At 63.5% G+C, this 15,167-nt stretch carries 13 protein-coding genes and 2 tRNA genes; 9 read left to right on the top strand and 6 right to left on the bottom strand.

The genetic code is table 11. The features are described from left to right. Window positions 1–172: 172 nt before the first annotated feature. The gene (locus BUA05_RS14765; RefSeq protein WP_178139167.1) at window positions 173–670 is read right to left on the bottom strand and encodes a hypothetical protein; all 498 of its coding nucleotides are present in this window, start codon (window positions 668–670) and stop codon (window positions 173–175) included. A 435-nt stretch (window positions 671–1,105) separates the two neighbouring features. Beyond that, a tRNA-Gly gene (locus BUA05_RS09215) sits at window positions 1,106–1,180 on the bottom strand. 229 nt (window positions 1,181–1,409) lie between these two features. Here BUA05_RS09215 and BUA05_RS09220 point away from each other — a divergent pair. From BUA05_RS09220 to BUA05_RS09245, 6 genes are all read left to right on the top strand, one after another. Next, window positions 1,410–2,339, top strand: a complete 930-nt coding sequence (locus BUA05_RS09220) for a tetratricopeptide repeat protein (RefSeq protein WP_072674456.1) — start codon at window positions 1,410–1,412, stop codon at window positions 2,337–2,339. A gap of 8 nt (window positions 2,340–2,347) precedes the next feature. After that, window positions 2,348–2,959: an LON peptidase substrate-binding domain-containing protein gene (locus BUA05_RS09225; protein ID WP_072674458.1), complete on the top strand. Its 612-nt coding sequence runs from the start codon at window positions 2,348–2,350 to the stop codon at window positions 2,957–2,959. Between the two features lie 86 nt (window positions 2,960–3,045). Then, window positions 3,046–3,876 (top strand): tetratricopeptide repeat protein, encoded by an 831-nt coding sequence (locus BUA05_RS09230; protein ID WP_072674460.1) that lies wholly within the window; start codon window positions 3,046–3,048, stop codon window positions 3,874–3,876. 105 nt (window positions 3,877–3,981) lie between these two features. After that, window positions 3,982–4,560 carry an SEL1-like repeat protein gene (locus BUA05_RS09235; RefSeq protein WP_072674463.1) on the top strand — a complete coding sequence of 193 codons (579 nt, stop codon included), beginning with the start codon at window positions 3,982–3,984 and terminating at the stop codon, window positions 4,558–4,560. A gap of 70 nt (window positions 4,561–4,630) precedes the next feature. Further along, entirely contained in the window at window positions 4,631–5,083 is a 453-nt protein-coding gene (locus BUA05_RS09240) for a hypothetical protein (protein ID WP_072674464.1), read from the top strand. A 24-nt stretch (window positions 5,084–5,107) separates the two neighbouring features. After that, complete coding sequence (locus tag BUA05_RS09245) at window positions 5,108–5,647, top strand: tetratricopeptide repeat protein (protein ID WP_072674466.1); 540 nt, start codon at window positions 5,108–5,110, stop codon at window positions 5,645–5,647. A 9-nt stretch (window positions 5,648–5,656) separates the two neighbouring features. On the opposite strand, the gene BUA05_RS09250 is transcribed toward BUA05_RS09245, so the two are convergent. Both BUA05_RS09250 and BUA05_RS09255 read right to left on the bottom strand, forming a co-directional pair. Further along, window positions 5,657–7,684 (bottom strand): TonB-dependent receptor, encoded by a 2,028-nt coding sequence (locus BUA05_RS09250; RefSeq protein ID WP_072674467.1) that lies wholly within the window; start codon window positions 7,682–7,684, stop codon window positions 5,657–5,659. A gap of 250 nt (window positions 7,685–7,934) precedes the next feature. After that, window positions 7,935–8,025, bottom strand: a tRNA-Ser gene (locus tag BUA05_RS09255). 271 nt (window positions 8,026–8,296) lie between these two features. Between BUA05_RS09255 and BUA05_RS09260 the strand changes: the two genes are divergently transcribed. Together BUA05_RS09260 and BUA05_RS09265 are read left to right on the top strand one after the other, a co-directional pair. Then, window positions 8,297–9,118 (top strand): DUF1134 domain-containing protein, encoded by an 822-nt coding sequence (locus BUA05_RS09260; RefSeq protein WP_072674469.1) that lies wholly within the window; start codon window positions 8,297–8,299, stop codon window positions 9,116–9,118. Between the two features lie 57 nt (window positions 9,119–9,175). Further along, window positions 9,176–10,351, top strand: coding sequence for an amino acid aminotransferase (locus tag BUA05_RS09265; protein ID WP_072674646.1), 1,176 nt, complete (start codon window positions 9,176–9,178; stop codon window positions 10,349–10,351). 169 nt (window positions 10,352–10,520) lie between these two features. On the opposite strand, the gene BUA05_RS09270 is transcribed toward BUA05_RS09265, so the two are convergent. Continuing rightward, window positions 10,521–11,456, bottom strand: coding sequence for an SDR family NAD(P)-dependent oxidoreductase (locus BUA05_RS09270; protein WP_211277620.1), 936 nt, complete (start codon window positions 11,454–11,456; stop codon window positions 10,521–10,523). A 355-nt stretch (window positions 11,457–11,811) separates the two neighbouring features. After that, a complete protein-coding gene (locus BUA05_RS09275; RefSeq protein WP_072674470.1) occupies window positions 11,812–13,050 on the bottom strand; it encodes a polyhydroxyalkanoate depolymerase in 1,239 nt (412 codons plus the stop codon). A gap of 335 nt (window positions 13,051–13,385) precedes the next feature. On the opposite strand from BUA05_RS09275, the gene BUA05_RS09280 reads away from it, so the two are divergent. Beyond that, a complete protein-coding gene (locus BUA05_RS09280; protein WP_086616545.1) occupies window positions 13,386–15,122 on the top strand; it encodes an ABC transporter transmembrane domain-containing protein in 1,737 nt (578 codons plus the stop codon). The last annotated feature ends 45 nt before the right edge of the window (window positions 15,123–15,167 follow it).

Here is a 15,167-nt window from a genome sequence, read left to right on the forward strand (position 1 = left end):
TCGAGCACGATGCGGATCTTGTCCTCAGCCGAGAAATGGCGACGGGTTGCACGCCGGATGTCCTTCACCACCCGCTCGGCAGGGGCCTTCTTGGGGGGCGATTTCTTCAAGGAGGGTTGGGTCTTCATCTTCGTTCCTTCGTCACTACGACGAAGCCCCAACCCTCCTTAAATCACAACCTCAAATCTGTGCCATTGGTGCTGACGGGGGACACGCTTGGTGGGGCGAGCTTTTCCGCATCAGTGACCTTGAAGCGGGCGAGGTTCCGTTCCTCATCCTGCATGGCGAAAATGACCCGCTGGTAGATATCCAGGTCTCGCGTGATCTGGCGGCGCGGGCCGATGCGGTGGGCGTGCGCTATGCGTTCTACACGCTGGTCGGCACCGGGCACGGTTTCGACACGAACAATCAGGCGCAGACCGCTGCCGGCGTCGAGGCTTCGGTCAGGTTTGCGGTGGATCAACTGACGGGCGGCACGCCGACCTATGGGCGCTTTGATGTGCCTTAGGTAGAGTAGCGAGCGGCGCCGCCTCTTTACCACGCAAGCACTACCGAGGAATGAGCGTTGCCGCCATTCCGGAATCCACCCAATACCGGTCATGAGCGCGGTTGTTGCGCGATCCCGAAAACGGAACAGCGGCTGTTGGCAAAACCCGACATTCAACTCCACGACCGGGAGTGACCGGGTTTGGATAGCAACCCGCCATTTATTTCCTGGCCCATAAGCTGCCATGATACCTGCTCAATGACTTGGAGCGATTAGGCTTTCTGTCAGGGCAAACTGTTCCAATTGGAACGCTGGCGAACGGTGCTCGACCCTGACGGCTCCTCGTACCCAAATCTGGCTTCTCTGGGGTTCGGCATTGCTCGAACCAGGCTCAAAGCGGTACGGATGAGCTCGCTCATCCGTTTTCAAGCGAGATCTGAGAACAGCGATAGCCGCAATGCCACTCGTTCGTTTCGACGACATCGCATCGGGAATTCTTCAAAACGCTGAATTCTCACCATATTTGCGCGACTGTTGCAATTAGAACGCCGACAAAACGAAAGCATGGAAGGCTGCGTTAAGCAGCAAAAGCCTCATCAGCTAAAGCATTGAAATCATTGGAGCGGGCGAAGGGATTCGAACCCTCGACCCCAACCTTGGCAAGGTTGTGCTCTACCCCTGAGCTACGCCCGCTCACTGGCGCTGGCAGAATCCGCAAAAGCTGCGGTTGCTGCTGGAGAGGCGGCGCGAGTAGCAGCGCCTTGGCACACCTGCAAGCGCAAAATTCCGCGCGGCAGGGGCTTGATCGGTCCGCGGTGAACCGCCAGCACAAATCGCTGCTTCACATCCGCCGAAGATGCCCCACATTGGGGCGGACAAGCAGCCCGCAACGTATAATGACAGGAGCACGATTTTGGCCAGCATGGGACTGAGCATTGACGAACAGAAGGCGGTCGAGCGCTTTCGCACGGCCGTGGTCGAGCCGTCGCAGACCAAGCTCGTCATCCTCGATTTCTGGGCCGAATGGTGCGGACCGTGCAAGGCGCTGGCCCCGATGCTGGAAAAGGTCGTCGGCGAATATGCGGACAAGGGCGTGGTGCTGGCCAAGATCAATGTCGACGAGGACCAGTTCATCGCCGCGCAGTTCCAGGTGCAATCGATCCCCACCGTCTATGCGATGTTCCAGGGGCAGCCGGTTGCCGACCTTACCAGTGCCCGCAGTGAATCGCAGCTGCGCCAGGCGCTCGACCAGTTGCTGGCGCAATTACCGGTGCAGGAGGGAGGCACCGGCGAGGCTGCGTCGCAAGGCCCTTCGCCCGAGCAGCTCGCGCAATATGTGAAGATGGGTGAAGAGGCGCTGGCGGGTGATGATCCGCAGCGCGCGGCGGGAATTTTCGCCCAGATCACCGAATTCGCGCCCGATAATGCACCGGCCCATGCCGGTCTGGTGCGGGCGCTGGTGCAGATGGATCAGGTCGAGGAAGCCACGCGCGTGATGCAGGCGATCGAGACCGATCCGCGCCTCGCCGCCGATCCTGCCATTGCCGCTGCCCGTAGCGCGATCGAGCTTGCTGCGACCAAGGTCGATGATGGCGAGCTGGCCGGTTTGCGCGCCGCCGCCGAAGCCAATCCTGCCGATATGGACGCGCAGTTCGCCTTTGCCGAAGGCGCCTTTGCCGCCGGTCAGCGCGATGCCGCGGCCGACACGCTGCTGGCGATGGTCGCTTCTGACCGCGACTGGAACGAGGGCGCAGCGCGGGCCAAGCTGCTCAAGATTTTCGAGGCGATCGGGCTTGAGGACGAATGGGTCGTCGCCACCCGTCGTCGCCTGTCCAAGATCCTGTTCGGCTGAGCGCTGCAATGACCAGACGCCTTTCGATCTTTCCCCTGACCGGCGCGGTGCTGTTTCCGGGACTGCAACTGCCGCTCCACATTTTCGAGCCGCGCTACCGCGCGCTGGTTGGCGATGCGCTGATCCGTGACCGCCAGATCGCGATGATCCAGCCGCAACGTCCGGACGATGGCGCATCGCTTTACAGCGTCGGCTGTGTCGGACGGATCGGCGAGATCCAGGCGATGGACGATGGGCGCTACAACCTGATCCTTGAAGGCGTGACGCGTTTCCGGCTGGTGCGCGAACTGGATGTCACCACCGCCTATCGCCAGATCGAGGCCGAAACCTACGACGAGGACGAGGACGAGACCCTGAGCCACGCCCAGCGCGGCGGGTTCGAGCGCGAAGCGCGGCGATTTGCCGACGCGCAGGGATACAGCGTTGACTGGGATTCGGTCGAGCGGCTGGATGATCGCTCGCTCATCAACGGGGTTTCCCAGATCGCGCCGTTTGATCCGGCCAGCAAGCAGGCGCTGCTCGAAGCCGAAACCCTGACCGACCGTTGCGAATTGCTGGTACAGTTCATGCAGTTCTATGGCCGGCATGACGGCGGCGAGGAAATCGTGACGCTGCAATAGCGCCGCCTCCCCTGTTCGGGGGATGGAAAGTCCGGATAGCCTCCATAATAAGCGATCCTGATCCGTTAAGGAGAGGAGAGCCTTTCATGCGCGGCCCACGCCTGCTGTGCGCATTATTCGCCCTGATCGCCGCCTTCGGGCTTGTCCCGGCTGCCCATGCCGCTCAGGCAGGAAAGCCTTCCAGGCAGGCCGAAAAGGCATGGAGCGAGGGGGGGAAAACCTATCGCGCGGGCGATATGCCGGCGACCCGCACGCATTTTTCGCGCGCCTGCAGCCTTGGTCATGAACGCGCCTGTTTCAATGTCGGGGTGATGTACCGCGACGGCGTTGGCGGCGCGCGCGATGATGCCGCCGCCCGCAAGGCGCATGAGACTGCTTGCGGCGGAGGGATCACGGAGGCTTGTAACAGCCTTGCGGTGCTGGTCGAGGCCGGACGCGGCGGCGCGCTCGATCCGGCGCAATCGCTTTCACTCTACAAGGCAGCGTGCGACGGCGGGGTGAAGCCTGCCTGCGATAATCTCGCCGCCGCCCGCAAGGGTGACGCGGAATCGCTTGCGATCCTGCAACAGATCGCCCCCAATGTGCGGCAGGCCGAGTTTGTCTACATGATCGACACGCAGGGGCCGGACATGTCGACCCTTGGCAATTTTGCCTACGAGGTCGAGGTCTATTGTCGGTTCGGGGGCAAGAACTGCACGACGTGGAAAAAGCGCTACCAGCAGGCCGAAAACGCGAACAACCAACGCGCCTTTTCCGAACAGATGGCGCGGGCATGGGCGCCGCTGTCGCAACCGCGAGCGGGCTTCGGCAACGATCCGCGCCGCAGCGACGAGACCTTCGGTACCTGCATCACGCGTCAGGCCCGCACGCGCGGCGTGACGGCTGGGACGACGCTGCTCGATTTCGACTGCTATTGAACCGCGCGCGCGGCGCGCAGCAACGGCGCTGCATAAGCATCGCCAGATAATCCCAAGGCGAACTCGCAAGAGATCCAGGCGAGCATCCTGGGGGATGCTCAGGCGATGGGGCGGGGGATCGAGGCCAAGTTGCTCGTCGAAGACAGCTTCAACAATGATCTGCGGGCCTGCGACCGGCGGTTCGGATTTGGCAAGGATGCGCCGAAGGATCGCGCACTGGCGGACAGCCTGTTTGGCACTGCCGAGGCGTTCGGCGCAAAGACGCCGCGCAGCTTGGCCGAGGACGGGCAGATGCATGATTTCTATTATCGCGCGTGCCTGCAGGATCATGCCCGCGCCTGTTTCGGTTACGGTTTCAGCCAGACCGGCGATGCTTTCATGGGCAACGACACTGCCAAGCGCGAAGTGCTGTTCGGATATGAACGTGCCTGCGACCTCGGCGATGGCGAGGGGTGCCTTGAGCATGCGCGCGAGCAAAGCCCGATGAAAGTGACGGCCGTGACCAAGGACTGGGCCGGGGCCGATGCGAGCTATCGCAAGGCCTGCGATGGCCACGGCCTTGCCGCGGCCTGCGGCGAACTGGCCGGGCTGCTTGCTTCCGATCGCAATCCGACGCCTGACATTGGCGCTGCCGCCGATTTTCGCAGGAAGGCTTGCCAAGGCGGGCTGACAACGGCCTGTTGACCTGCCGCGGCAAACAAGGGGGCAAGTCAATGCAATCAATGACCTTGGGGCGCGGATCTGCGGCATTGCCATGGCCGCACTGGCGGCGCTGGCTGTTCCCGCAGCAGCACAGGATTCTCAATCGCCGGATGATGCTTTCGCCCGCGCCGAAGCCTTGCTCGCCAACGACAAGCCAGCCGCGCGCAAGCTGTTGGCAGGCAATTGCGAGCGCGGCCATGCGCCTTCCTGCACGCGCTATGCCACCAGCGTCGGCGCAAAGGCGATGTTCGAGGCTGCGCTCCAGCGCGAGCAGATCTGGGGTTGGGAGCGTGCCTGTGATCTTGGCGACGGTGATTCCTGCCTCACGCTCGGGGGCAGGTTCTGCCCGCCCTATATGTTCGGTTTTGACAAGGACTTGCGGAGCTGGGAGCAATCCGAAACATTCCTTGAACGGGCATGCGATGCACACAAGCTGCAAGCCGCCTGCACCAAGCTATCGGAACTTCGCGCGCACGAAGCCAATCCGGCCAACAGGAAATTCTAGCCCGGTACCCAACCCGCCGCGCCTTTGCGGGCCTCCCCTGTTCAGGGGAGGAACAAGGACGAGAAAAAGGCGCTGCGCCACCTCGAATCCGCCGCCGCGACCGAACATGTCGATGCCCTGTTCCTGCTGGGGCTGTTGCATGTCGAAGGGATCGGCACGCGCAAGAACCCGGGCAAGGGGCTGGAATATCTCAAGCAGGCTGCCGAACGCGGTCATGTCCACGCGACATTTTCGGCTGCCGATCTCGTCAACCGCGGGGCGGTGATTGCCGCCAGCGCGCTGCTGCAGCGCCGCGACGTGAAGAAGCATCAGGATGAAATCCTGCACTGGATGGATCTGGCCGCGCGCCACGGGGACGCGAAGATCAAGGGCGACATGAACCGCTTGCGTCCGCAGGTGGCGGGCATCTTCGACCGGATGAACACACCGCCCGCCTACCGCCCGCGCGAGATCAAGGTCTGCCCGCAGCGCAAGGTTTGCTATGTTGATCGCTTTTCCGGCGCGCGCAATTCCTGCCACAGCTATGTCGATTACTGGAACGACTGCAACACCAGTTCGCGTTAGTATCGCAGGTCAGAACCCGTAGCGCAGGCCGAGCCATATGGTGCGCGGCACGCCGAGATCGATCGATCCGCCCTGATTGCGGGTAATGATCGTCTCGTCCGTCAGGTTCTCCCCGCGCAGGACCAGCGACAATCTGCCCATCAGCGGCGCGGCAAGGAAGGCATCCACCGTGGTCGCGGGTGCCAGCCGGTCAGTTTCGCGGTCGTCCTCGAACTGGGCCGACACGTGGCGCAGCGTCCCGGCCACTTGCCAGCCCGCCGCCGGTCGCCAGCCGAAGGTCAGAGACGCGGAAAATTCGGGCACCTGCGGCGGGCGGTTGCCGTCCAGCGCGATCGCGGCGCCATCGCCCCGGATTGCGGCATCGGTGAAGGTCAGCGAGCCATCGATGCTCACCTGCCCAAACCGCGCCGCAAGCGTGCCTTCGATCCCGCGCGCCTTGATCGCAGGCAGGTTCTGCCGCTGGCGCAGATTGGGGCTGATCGTGACATTGGCAATCGCGTCCTCGACCTTGTTGTCAAAGGCGGTGAGCGACAGCACGACCGCGTTCACCGGTTGCCAGTCCAGCCCCAGCTCGAACCCCTCAAGCCGCTCGTTGCGCAGATCGGCATTGGCCTGGGTCACGACCGGGAACACCACGAAGGGGCGGTACAGCTCGTTCAGGGTCGGCAGGCGCAGCCCGGTATAGGCCGCCGCGCGCAGATCGAGTCGCCGGGTCGCGTGGATCAGCGCACCCGCGCGCCAGCTTAGCGCCCAGTCGGACCGGTCGGCGGCGATGATCTCGCTTACCAGCGCGACGGCAGGCGTCACCGCGCGGTAGAAGCCATTGGTGATACTGGTGCGGTCAGCGCGCAGGCCGCCATTGATGAGGAGCGGGCCGATCTGCCAGTCATCCTCGATGAAAAGGCCGAGATTGCCGGTGGTGCCGCCCGCGCGCCGATTTTCAGTGATACGCCCGGTAAAGGCGCTGATCGCGTCTTCCTGCAGCTCCCCGTCGGCGCGGCGATAGTCGAGGCCGATGCGGATTTCATGCGCCTCGGCAACCGGCGGGCGCAGTTCGAACTTGCCGCCGATCCCGGTCGAAGGCGTGCTGCGCTGGTCGAGCACCGGGACAAACCGGGTCGAGCTGATCACGATGTTGGAAAAATCGCGCGCCTGGACATAGGCGAGCGCATCGAACTGCCATTTGCCCCGCCCGACGATCCTGATGCTGGCATCCTGTCCTTCGCTGGTCGAATCCGCACCGTGAAAGCGCAAGGTGCGCTCGTCGCGGAACAGGTTGACCCGCGCCTGCAATTCGATGTCGCTGGCCAGCGGCGCAACCCCGCGCAACCCCGCCTGCCAGCTGTCGAAACCGGCGCGGGCGGTGGCCGGAACGCGCTGGTCGGCGGGGGTGGTGAAAAACCCCTGCCCGCGGTCCCAGCGACCGCTGGCCACCGCAAAACCGCTGCCCAGACGCTGGGTCACGACGCCGCTCGCCTCGGTTTCGGCGCGGTGGTTGATTGCCGCGCTGCCAAGCACTGGCCCGGTTGCGCCCGGATCGGCGCTTTCCAGTTCGATCGTGCCTGCCAGCGCCCCTGCGCCGAAAGGCCCCGACCCGCCGCCGCGCGTCACCCGGATCTGCCCCAGTGTCTCGGGCGCGATCGCACTCAATGGGATGTAGCCGAAGAACGGATCGGCAACTGGCACGCCGTCGAGCAGCACCAGCGCGCGGCTGGTCGCATTGCCGCCCAGCGCGCGCAGCGTCACGCCTTGCGCGCTCGGGTTGGCTGAACGGCTGTCCGAGCGGCGAAATTGCTGGAACCCTGCGACATTGCGCAACACATCCTCGATCCGGCCCGATGGGCTGGAAATGATCGTCTCGCGCTCTATCGTGGTGGTGGCATAGATGCTGGTCGACAGCGCCGGGTCGAGCCCGCGCCCGGTGACGATGATTTCGGGCCGCTGATCATCCGCCGCATCTGCATCATCCTGCGCCGCCAGCGGCGCGCATGGCAGCAGGGCGGGGACACAGACAGACAGACGCAAAATCGATCTCATTGAGGAACTTTCAAAATCTTGAAGCCTGGCCGGATGGGCGGGCGATTCCCGCGCAGCGCAAGGCGAGCCCGCCGGGGATGCTGTCCGGCGCGGATCATGACCAGGGCCAATTGCCAGCGGCGCGAAATTGCCAGCGGCGCCACAAGGGTATCATGGTCATCGCGGAAAAACCGGTGCCTCCATGGCCTGATGATACGTCCGGATCAGCAGAACATCACCTGCTGACGGCACAAAGCCGAAAGCAGGCAGGTGGCGGAGACGGAGGGATTCGAACCCTCGGTACCCTGATAGAGTACGGTTCCTTAGCAGGGAACTGGTTTCAGCCACTCACCCACGTCTCCGGGCAACAGCGAGGCTTCGAGGGGCGCGCTATAATGGCCCTGAACGCCAGCGGCAAGGTGGCTTGGGATAAAAACGAAAAATCCCGTTCCGCCTTTCTGCGGGGCGAACCCGCAATTCGGCGCAGGTTCAGCCTTGCCGCCCTAGCTGGGAACGCCTTGTCGCAAATCCGATTCGCTCCGGCGATGCGTGATTGCGCCGGGCAGAAATTGGGATTCTTTGCCATAGTGCCACGTTGCGACGATTGGCGCGTTCACGGGAAGAGGCTGCTACATGACCGGATTGTATGGACAAACTGCCACCTGCTGCCGCCAGCTGGGGCGCATCGTCGCCGGGTTGCTGGCGATGCTTGCTTTGGCCGGGCCCGCCGCTGCGCAGGAGCTGGAGCGGTTCGACCCTGATCAGGCCTTTACGGCGCAGCAAGCTGAGGCAGGCAGCATTGATGGCGATCTGATCGCGCCTGAGGGGCAACCAGCACCAGCACCAGCGCCAGATCCGGCACCCAGCCCCGCTTTTGAGGAAAGCTTTGGTGATTATGCTGCGGCTCCGGCTGTTCCCGCCACTTCCGAGCCTGCCGCGCCGCAAGCTGCGCCTGCGGCAACTCCGGTCGATGGCACCTATGCCGAGGACGATCTGATCGGCGCGGCCGAAGGCGTGTTCGGCAAGGGTGCCGAAGGTGTCGCGCGGATGATCGAGGACCTGCTTGAAAAGCAGGGCAAGCCCAATGCCTATATCGTCGGGCGCGAGGCGGGCGGAGCCTTCATCGTCGGCGCGCGTTACGGTTCGGGCACGCTGCACCACAAGATCGAAGGCACCCAGCAGGTCTACTGGACCGGGCCTTCGATCGGCTTTGACGCCGGGGCCAATGCTGCCAACACCTTTGTGCTGGTCTACAACCTCTATGACAGCGAAGACCTGTTCAAACGCTTCCCTGCGGGCGAGGGGCAGGCCTATTTCGTCGGCGGCTTGCACGCCAGCTACCTGCGCTGGGGCGACGTGGTGCTGATCCCGATCCGCATGGGGGCGGGCCTCAGGCTCGGGGTCAATGCGGGTTACATGAAGTTCTCCAAGAAACAGCGTTGGCTGCCGTTTTAGAAAATTGCACGAAACCCGGTTGCGATGCGGCTCTGCCCGCGCCATGGCCGTGCCATGATGCTTGACCGACTCAGCCCCCAGGCGCCCGATGCGCTGCTCGCCCTGATCCGCCTCTACAGCGAAGATTCGCGTGAGGACAAGATTGACCTCGGTGTCGGGGTCTATCGCACCGATGATGGCGACACCCCGGTGTTTGCCGCGATCAAATCTGCTGAACAGCAGCTGGTCGATGAACAGGACAGCAAGTCCTATCTCGGCCCCGAAGGCGACATGGGCTTCGTCAATGCGCTGATGCCCCATATTTTCGGCGCCGACCCGACCATGGGCGGGCGGATTGCCGGGATGCAGACCCCGGGCGGCACCGGCGCGGTGCGCCTTGCGCTGGCGCTGGCACAGAAGGCCGGGGTCCGCCGCGTCCACATGGGCGTGCCGAGCTGGCCCAACCATGCGCAGATCCTTGCCGACCTTGGCATGGAGCTGGTGCCCTTCGACCACGCCAATCTCGATGGCAGCGCCAATCTCGATGCGGTGCTGGGCGCGATCAATGGTGCGGGTGCCGATGCGGCGGTGATGCTGCACGGCTGCTGCCACAACCCCACCGGGATCGATTACACACCCGCCGAATGGACCGCGATTGCCGAGGCTTTTGCCGCCAGCGGCACCTTTCCGATCATCGATGTGGCCTATCAGGGCCTTGGCCACGGACTGGAGGAAGACGCAGCCGGGATGCGCACCGTGCTGGCCGCCGTGCCCGAAGCCTTCATCGCCTATAGCTGCGACAAGAATTTCGGCCAGTATCGCGACCGTGTGGGCGCTTTCTACATCCTCGGGCAGGGCCAGGACACGATCCAGACCGCATTCAGCAATGCCAATGCGCTGGCCCGGGCGTGCTGGTCGATGCCGCCCGATCACGGCGGCGCGGCGGTGCGGATCATCCTGCGCGATCCGGACATGACCAAGTCGTGGCTCGCCGAGCTTGATACCATGCGGGCCCGGATGAGAAGCGTGCGCGATGCGCTGGCGGCCACCGGCTGTGCTGGGCGGATCGACCTGACCCCGCTGGGCACCCAGAACGGGCTGTTCGCGATGCTTCCCGTCACCAAGGAGGAAGTCGCCCGCCTGCGCGAGGATCACGCGATCTACATGGCCGGCTCGGGCCGTATCAACATCGCCGGGCTGACGATGGCAAACTTGCCGAAATTCGTCGCCGCGCTGGCCAAAGTGGCGGTCTGAACACCCTGTCCTGCGCCATGTCCGCTTTCGGGCGGGTGGCGCAGGGTTGGTGATGAGCGGGAGCGCGGACGGACAGATTCCGTTTTACAAAAGCGCTTGTGCCCGTCCGGTCAAATCCCGAGGATTTCGCTTCATTGTCGGTGGGACCTTCACGCCGCACCCGCCACATCTAGATGGTCAGAAAATGGCCATCGGCTTGCAATGCGTCCATGAAACCCTGCGTGTAGGCCTGTTCCGGATTCGCGCGGACCGCTTGATCGAGCGCCGTGGCATCCGCGCCGACCAGAATGCGCCATTGCCCTGCCTTGACCCCTTCGAGGATCACCCGCGCCGCCTCGGCCGACGACATCGGCGCGTTATCGCGGAAATCGGCATTGGCGAGTTCGATGATCTGATCCTCGCTCAAGGTTGCCGGATCGATACCCTGCGTTTCGAGAATGAAATTCAGCTCTTTTTCGACGGCGCCCTGAATGCGCATCGAATTGCCCGCAATTTCGGTGCCGATATGGCCCGGCATGACGACCGAGCAGGTGATATGGGGCGCGTTGATGGCCAGATCATTGATCAGCGCCTCGGTAAAGCCCTTCACCGCGAATTTTGCCGCCGAATAGGCGGTATGCGGACGCTGCGGCCCAAGCGTTGCCCAGAAGCCGTTGATGCTGGAAGTGTTGACGATGTGGCCCGCATCGGCGTTTTTCAGCAGCGGCAAAAATGCGCGTACACCGTGGATAACACCGTAAAAGCAGATGTTGAACGTCAGCTCCCATGCAGCGCGATCGCCCACGACAAAGCTGCCGCCGCCGGCAATCCCGGCATTGTTGACCAAGAGATGGATCTTGTCGGTATCAAACGCGCTGCGCACCTCGTCGGCCCATGCATTCATTTCCGCTTCGATCGCGACATCGGCGCGGGTGCAATGAACCATCGTCCCCTGCGGTGCGGCGGCGCGGCAGAGGCGCTCTGTCTCCGCCATGTTGGCCGCCGACACATCACACATCGCGACGGAACAGCCTTCAGAAGCCAGAGCCAGCGCCAGTTCGCGCCCCATGCCCGTTCCGCCGCCGGTGATGACCGCGATTTTTCCTGCAAAGTCTTTCAGTGCCATGATCCTTGCCCCCAAATTGTCGGACCCGTTGCGTCCGAAACCTTTCCCGTCTCACTCGATACCTATCAGAAGGCGAATTCCCAAACGGTTCGGGCGACCGGATCACTTGTGTCCCTGTCAAGATTTGTTGCCGTGCTTTGCCAGCAAGGCGGTCGCTTCCTGAAGCTCCGGCTTTCCTACCCGCTGCGGGGGTGGCAGGTGGTGGTCATGAACTGCTGCACAGCCCGATCATCCGCTGCTCCCCGTGCGCTTTGCAGGGAAGGGTTTTCAGTCTCTGGACAGTGTCTCATCTGTCTCCAACAGACAGGAAAGGAGCACGATAACTGAACTGGCAGGGTGCGCTGGCGATTCGTCTCTACCCGGCGTGGGCGGCGATCCATTGATCGACCACCGGGGCGACCTTGTCGCGCCAGCGGCTGCCGTTGAAGATGCCGTAATGGCCTGCGCCTTCGGCCATGTAGTAACGCTTCATCGTCTCGGGCAGGTTCGGGGTCAGCTTCAGCGCCGCGCGGGTCTGGCCAAGGCCCGAGATGTCGTCACGCTCGCCCTCGATCGCCAGCAGCGCGGTGTCGGTGATCCGGGTGATGTCGACCAGTTCACCCTTGTGGCGGAATTCGCCCTTGGGGATCGAGTGGGTCTGGAACACCTCTTCCACCGTCTGGAGGTAGAATTCGGCGGTCATGTCGCACACGCTGCGGTATTCGTCGTAGAAAGTCTTGGTTGCCTGCGCGCTGGCATCATCGCCCACCGTCAGGTGTTTGAACATCTCGTAATGGCTCATCATGTGGCCCGACAGGTTCATGGACATGAACGCGTTGAGCTGCATGAATCCCGGATAGACCCGCCGTCCGGTGCCGGGGTATTTCATCGGCACGGTGGCGATCACGGTCTGGCGGAACCATTCGATCGGGCGCTGCATCGCCATGTTGTTGACCGCCGTTGGGCATTCGCGGGTGTCGATCGGGCCGCCCATCATGGTGAGGGTGGCAGGCGTTGCGGGCGATTTGTGAAGGTTCATCAGCGCGGTCGCGGCAAAGGCCGGGACGCTTGGCTGGCACACCGCCATCATGTGGATGCGCTGGCCGCTGGCTTCGCCATGGATATGTTCCGAAAATTCGATCAGGTAGTCGATATAATCGTCGAGATCGAACTTGCCTGCGTCGGTCGGCACCATCTTGGCGTCGGCCCAGTCGGTAATGAACACCTCAGCGGATTCGAGCATCCGTTCGACCGTGCCGCGCAGCAGTGTGGCGTAGTGGCCGCTCATTGGAGCGACGATCAACAGGCGCGGGCGATCTGCCGGTGCGCCTTCGACGGTGAAGTGCAGCAAATCACCGAACGGGCGCTTTATCGCCACGCTTTCAGTGACCGCGTGGGCCTTGCCGCCGATTTCCACTTCGGTGATGCCGAAGGCGGGCTTGCCATAATGCGCGGTAGCGTGGGCGAACACGTCAAGCGCGCTTGCAGCCATTGGCCCCATGCCGAGATAAGCGAACGGATTGGCCGGGTTCGACAGCATTCCGGCGCTGATCGAAGCCAGCGCGCTCGCGCTGTTCATCCAGCTGCGTTGCAGTTCATAGGCATGGTAAAGCATCAAGAAGCCCCTGTGCGACGAACGTTATGGCGCCTCTCTGCCGGGCACCTGCCACCTGTAAATGGGCCTTTGCGCGCCATTGTGCAATGCACAATATTGTCACGCTTCGGCGCGTTGCCATCGCTTTGTTGCTTTTTGCACGTGAAATTCGTCGCGGGCGTGGCTAGAGCGGCGGCGTGATGCATGGCGATACCCCCCAAAACCTGGACACAACCCAATCGGCTGGCGACGGGTCGGAGCAGGTCTTCGAGCCGGTCGCAGTGGATGCCGCAGCCGCGGCGGCCCTCGACGAGGCCGAGGCAACGGCGCGCGCCCGCTCGCTTGCGCCTTTGCGGATGGTCTATCGCGAGGCTGCCAAATACCCGGCCCAGGTCATGTTTGCCCTGATCGCGCTGACCATTACCGCGGCGGGGACGCTGGCGATCCCGGCGGCGATGCAATTGATCGTCGATCGCGGTTTCGGCAGTGTAAACGGCATCGAGGGCGCGGGCGATGTCGGGCGCTGGTTCCGCTATCTGTTCGTGATCGTGCTGGTGATCGCCTTTGGTACGGCGGCACGGTTCTACTTCGTCAGCTGGATCGGTGAACGCGTGGTCGCCGATATCCGCCGCAAGGTGCAGCGCAACCTCCTCAGGCTCAGCCCGAGTTTCTACGAGGAAAACAGCCCCAAGGAAATTTCGAGCCGGATGACATCCGACACCGCGATCATTGAAACGGTGGTCGGGACGACGGTTTCGGTGGCGCTGCGCAACATGTTCCTTGGCGTCGGCGGGACGATCTACCTGTTCTGGCTTTTGCCCGGCCTGACCGTCTGGCTTGCCGTGGGCATCCCCGGCATCATCCTGCCGATCGTGTTCTTCGGCCGCAAGATCCGCTTGCTTTCGCGCGACAACCAGGACCGCGTGGCTGATGTCGGCGCGATGGTGACCGAGGTGCTGAGCGCCATGAAAGTGGTTCAGAGCTTTGGGCAGGAAAGCCGCGAGGCGGATCGTTTTGGCGGCGCGGTGGAGCGGACGTTCGACACGGCGCGACGGCGTATCGTGCTGCGTTCGATCATGACCGCGGTGATCATTCTGGCGATCTTCGGTTCGATCGTGCTGCTGCTGTGGCGCGGTGCCGAAGGGGTGGCAGCAGGAGAAATCACCGGCGGCACGATCCTGTCCTTCATCGTGGGCGCGATGATCGTTGCCGGGGCCTTTGGTGCGCTGACGGAAGTGTACGGCGAATTGCTGCGCGGTGCAGGCGCAGCAAGCCGGCTGGCCGAACTGCTCGAGGCCCGTCCCGAGATTGCGCCTCCGGTGCGCCCCGAAAAGCTGCCCGTGCCGGCGCGCGGGAGCCTGTCGTTCCGCAATGTCACCTTCCGTTACCCGGCGCGGCCGGAAACGGCGGCGCTGAAGGACTTCACGCTCGAGATCGAACCGGGCGAGACAGTTGCCATCGTCGGCCCTTCGGGTGCGGGCAAGAGCACGATCTTCCAGCTGGTCGAACGTTTCTACGATCCGCAGGTTGGCACCATCCGTCTGGACGGCATTCCGCTGACCAAGGCTGATCCGGCCGATATCCGCGCGCGGTTGGCGCTGGTGCCGCAGGACGGGGTGCTGTTCAGCGCCAATGCCCGCGATAACCTGCGTTATGGCAAGTGGGACGCCAGCGACGAGGACATCTGGGACGCGGCCCGCGCCGCCAATGCCGAGGCCTTCCTGCGTGCCTTGCCACGGGGTCTCGATACCTATCTGGGCGAGGGCGGCACGCAATTGTCGGGCGGCCAGCAACAGCGCGTCGCCATCGCCCGCGCGCTGCTGCGCGATGCGCCGATCCTGCTGCTCGACGAGGCGACCAGTGCGCTCGATGCCGAAAGCGAGCAATTGGTGCAGCAGGCGCTGGAAGAGCTGATGAAGAACCGCACCACGCTGGTTATCGCTCACCGCCTTGCCACTGTGCGCGCGGCTGACCGGATCGTGGTGCTGGAAGAAGGCCGGATCGTCGAACAGGGAACGCATGATGCGCTGTCGAAGGCGGGCGGGCTTTATGCGCGGCTCGCCCGGCTGCAGTTCGCCGCAGACGCCGCCTGAAACGGCAGGATCGCGGGCGCTTTTCGACGAAGCGTCGGGTCTGAC

Origin of the sequence: Erythrobacter sanguineus (assembly GCF_900143235.1) — a bacterium.
GTDB lineage: Bacteria > Pseudomonadota > Alphaproteobacteria > Sphingomonadales > Sphingomonadaceae > Erythrobacter > Erythrobacter sanguineus.

What these genes read in the sequence shown, in the direction of transcription:
- BUA05_RS09220 (WP_072674456.1), top strand. Translation starts at nt 1,410, where the DNA reads ATGGGACTGAGCATTGACGAACAGAAGGCGGTCGAGCGCTTTCGCACG.
- BUA05_RS09225 (WP_072674458.1), top strand. Translation starts at nt 2,348, where the DNA reads ATGACCAGACGCCTTTCGATCTTTCCCCTGACCGGCGCGGTGCTGTTT.
- BUA05_RS09230 (WP_072674460.1), top strand. Translation starts at nt 3,046, where the DNA reads ATGCGCGGCCCACGCCTGCTGTGCGCATTATTCGCCCTGATCGCCGCC.
- BUA05_RS09235 (WP_072674463.1), top strand. Translation starts at nt 3,982, where the DNA reads ATGGGGCGGGGGATCGAGGCCAAGTTGCTCGTCGAAGACAGCTTCAAC.
- BUA05_RS09240 (WP_072674464.1), top strand. Translation starts at nt 4,631, where the DNA reads ATGGCCGCACTGGCGGCGCTGGCTGTTCCCGCAGCAGCACAGGATTCT.
- BUA05_RS09250 (WP_072674467.1), bottom strand. Translation starts at nt 7,684, where the DNA reads ATGAGATCGATTTTGCGTCTGTCTGTCTGTGTCCCCGCCCTGCTGCCA.
- BUA05_RS09260 (WP_072674469.1), top strand. Translation starts at nt 8,297, where the DNA reads ATGACCGGATTGTATGGACAAACTGCCACCTGCTGCCGCCAGCTGGGG.
- BUA05_RS09265 (WP_072674646.1), top strand. Translation starts at nt 9,176, where the DNA reads ATGCTTGACCGACTCAGCCCCCAGGCGCCCGATGCGCTGCTCGCCCTG.
- BUA05_RS09270 (WP_211277620.1), bottom strand. Translation starts at nt 11,456, where the DNA reads ATGGCACTGAAAGACTTTGCAGGAAAAATCGCGGTCATCACCGGCGGC.
- BUA05_RS09275 (WP_072674470.1), bottom strand. Translation starts at nt 13,050, where the DNA reads ATGCTTTACCATGCCTATGAACTGCAACGCAGCTGGATGAACAGCGCG.
- BUA05_RS09280 (WP_086616545.1), top strand. Translation starts at nt 13,386, where the DNA reads ATGGTCTATCGCGAGGCTGCCAAATACCCGGCCCAGGTCATGTTTGCC.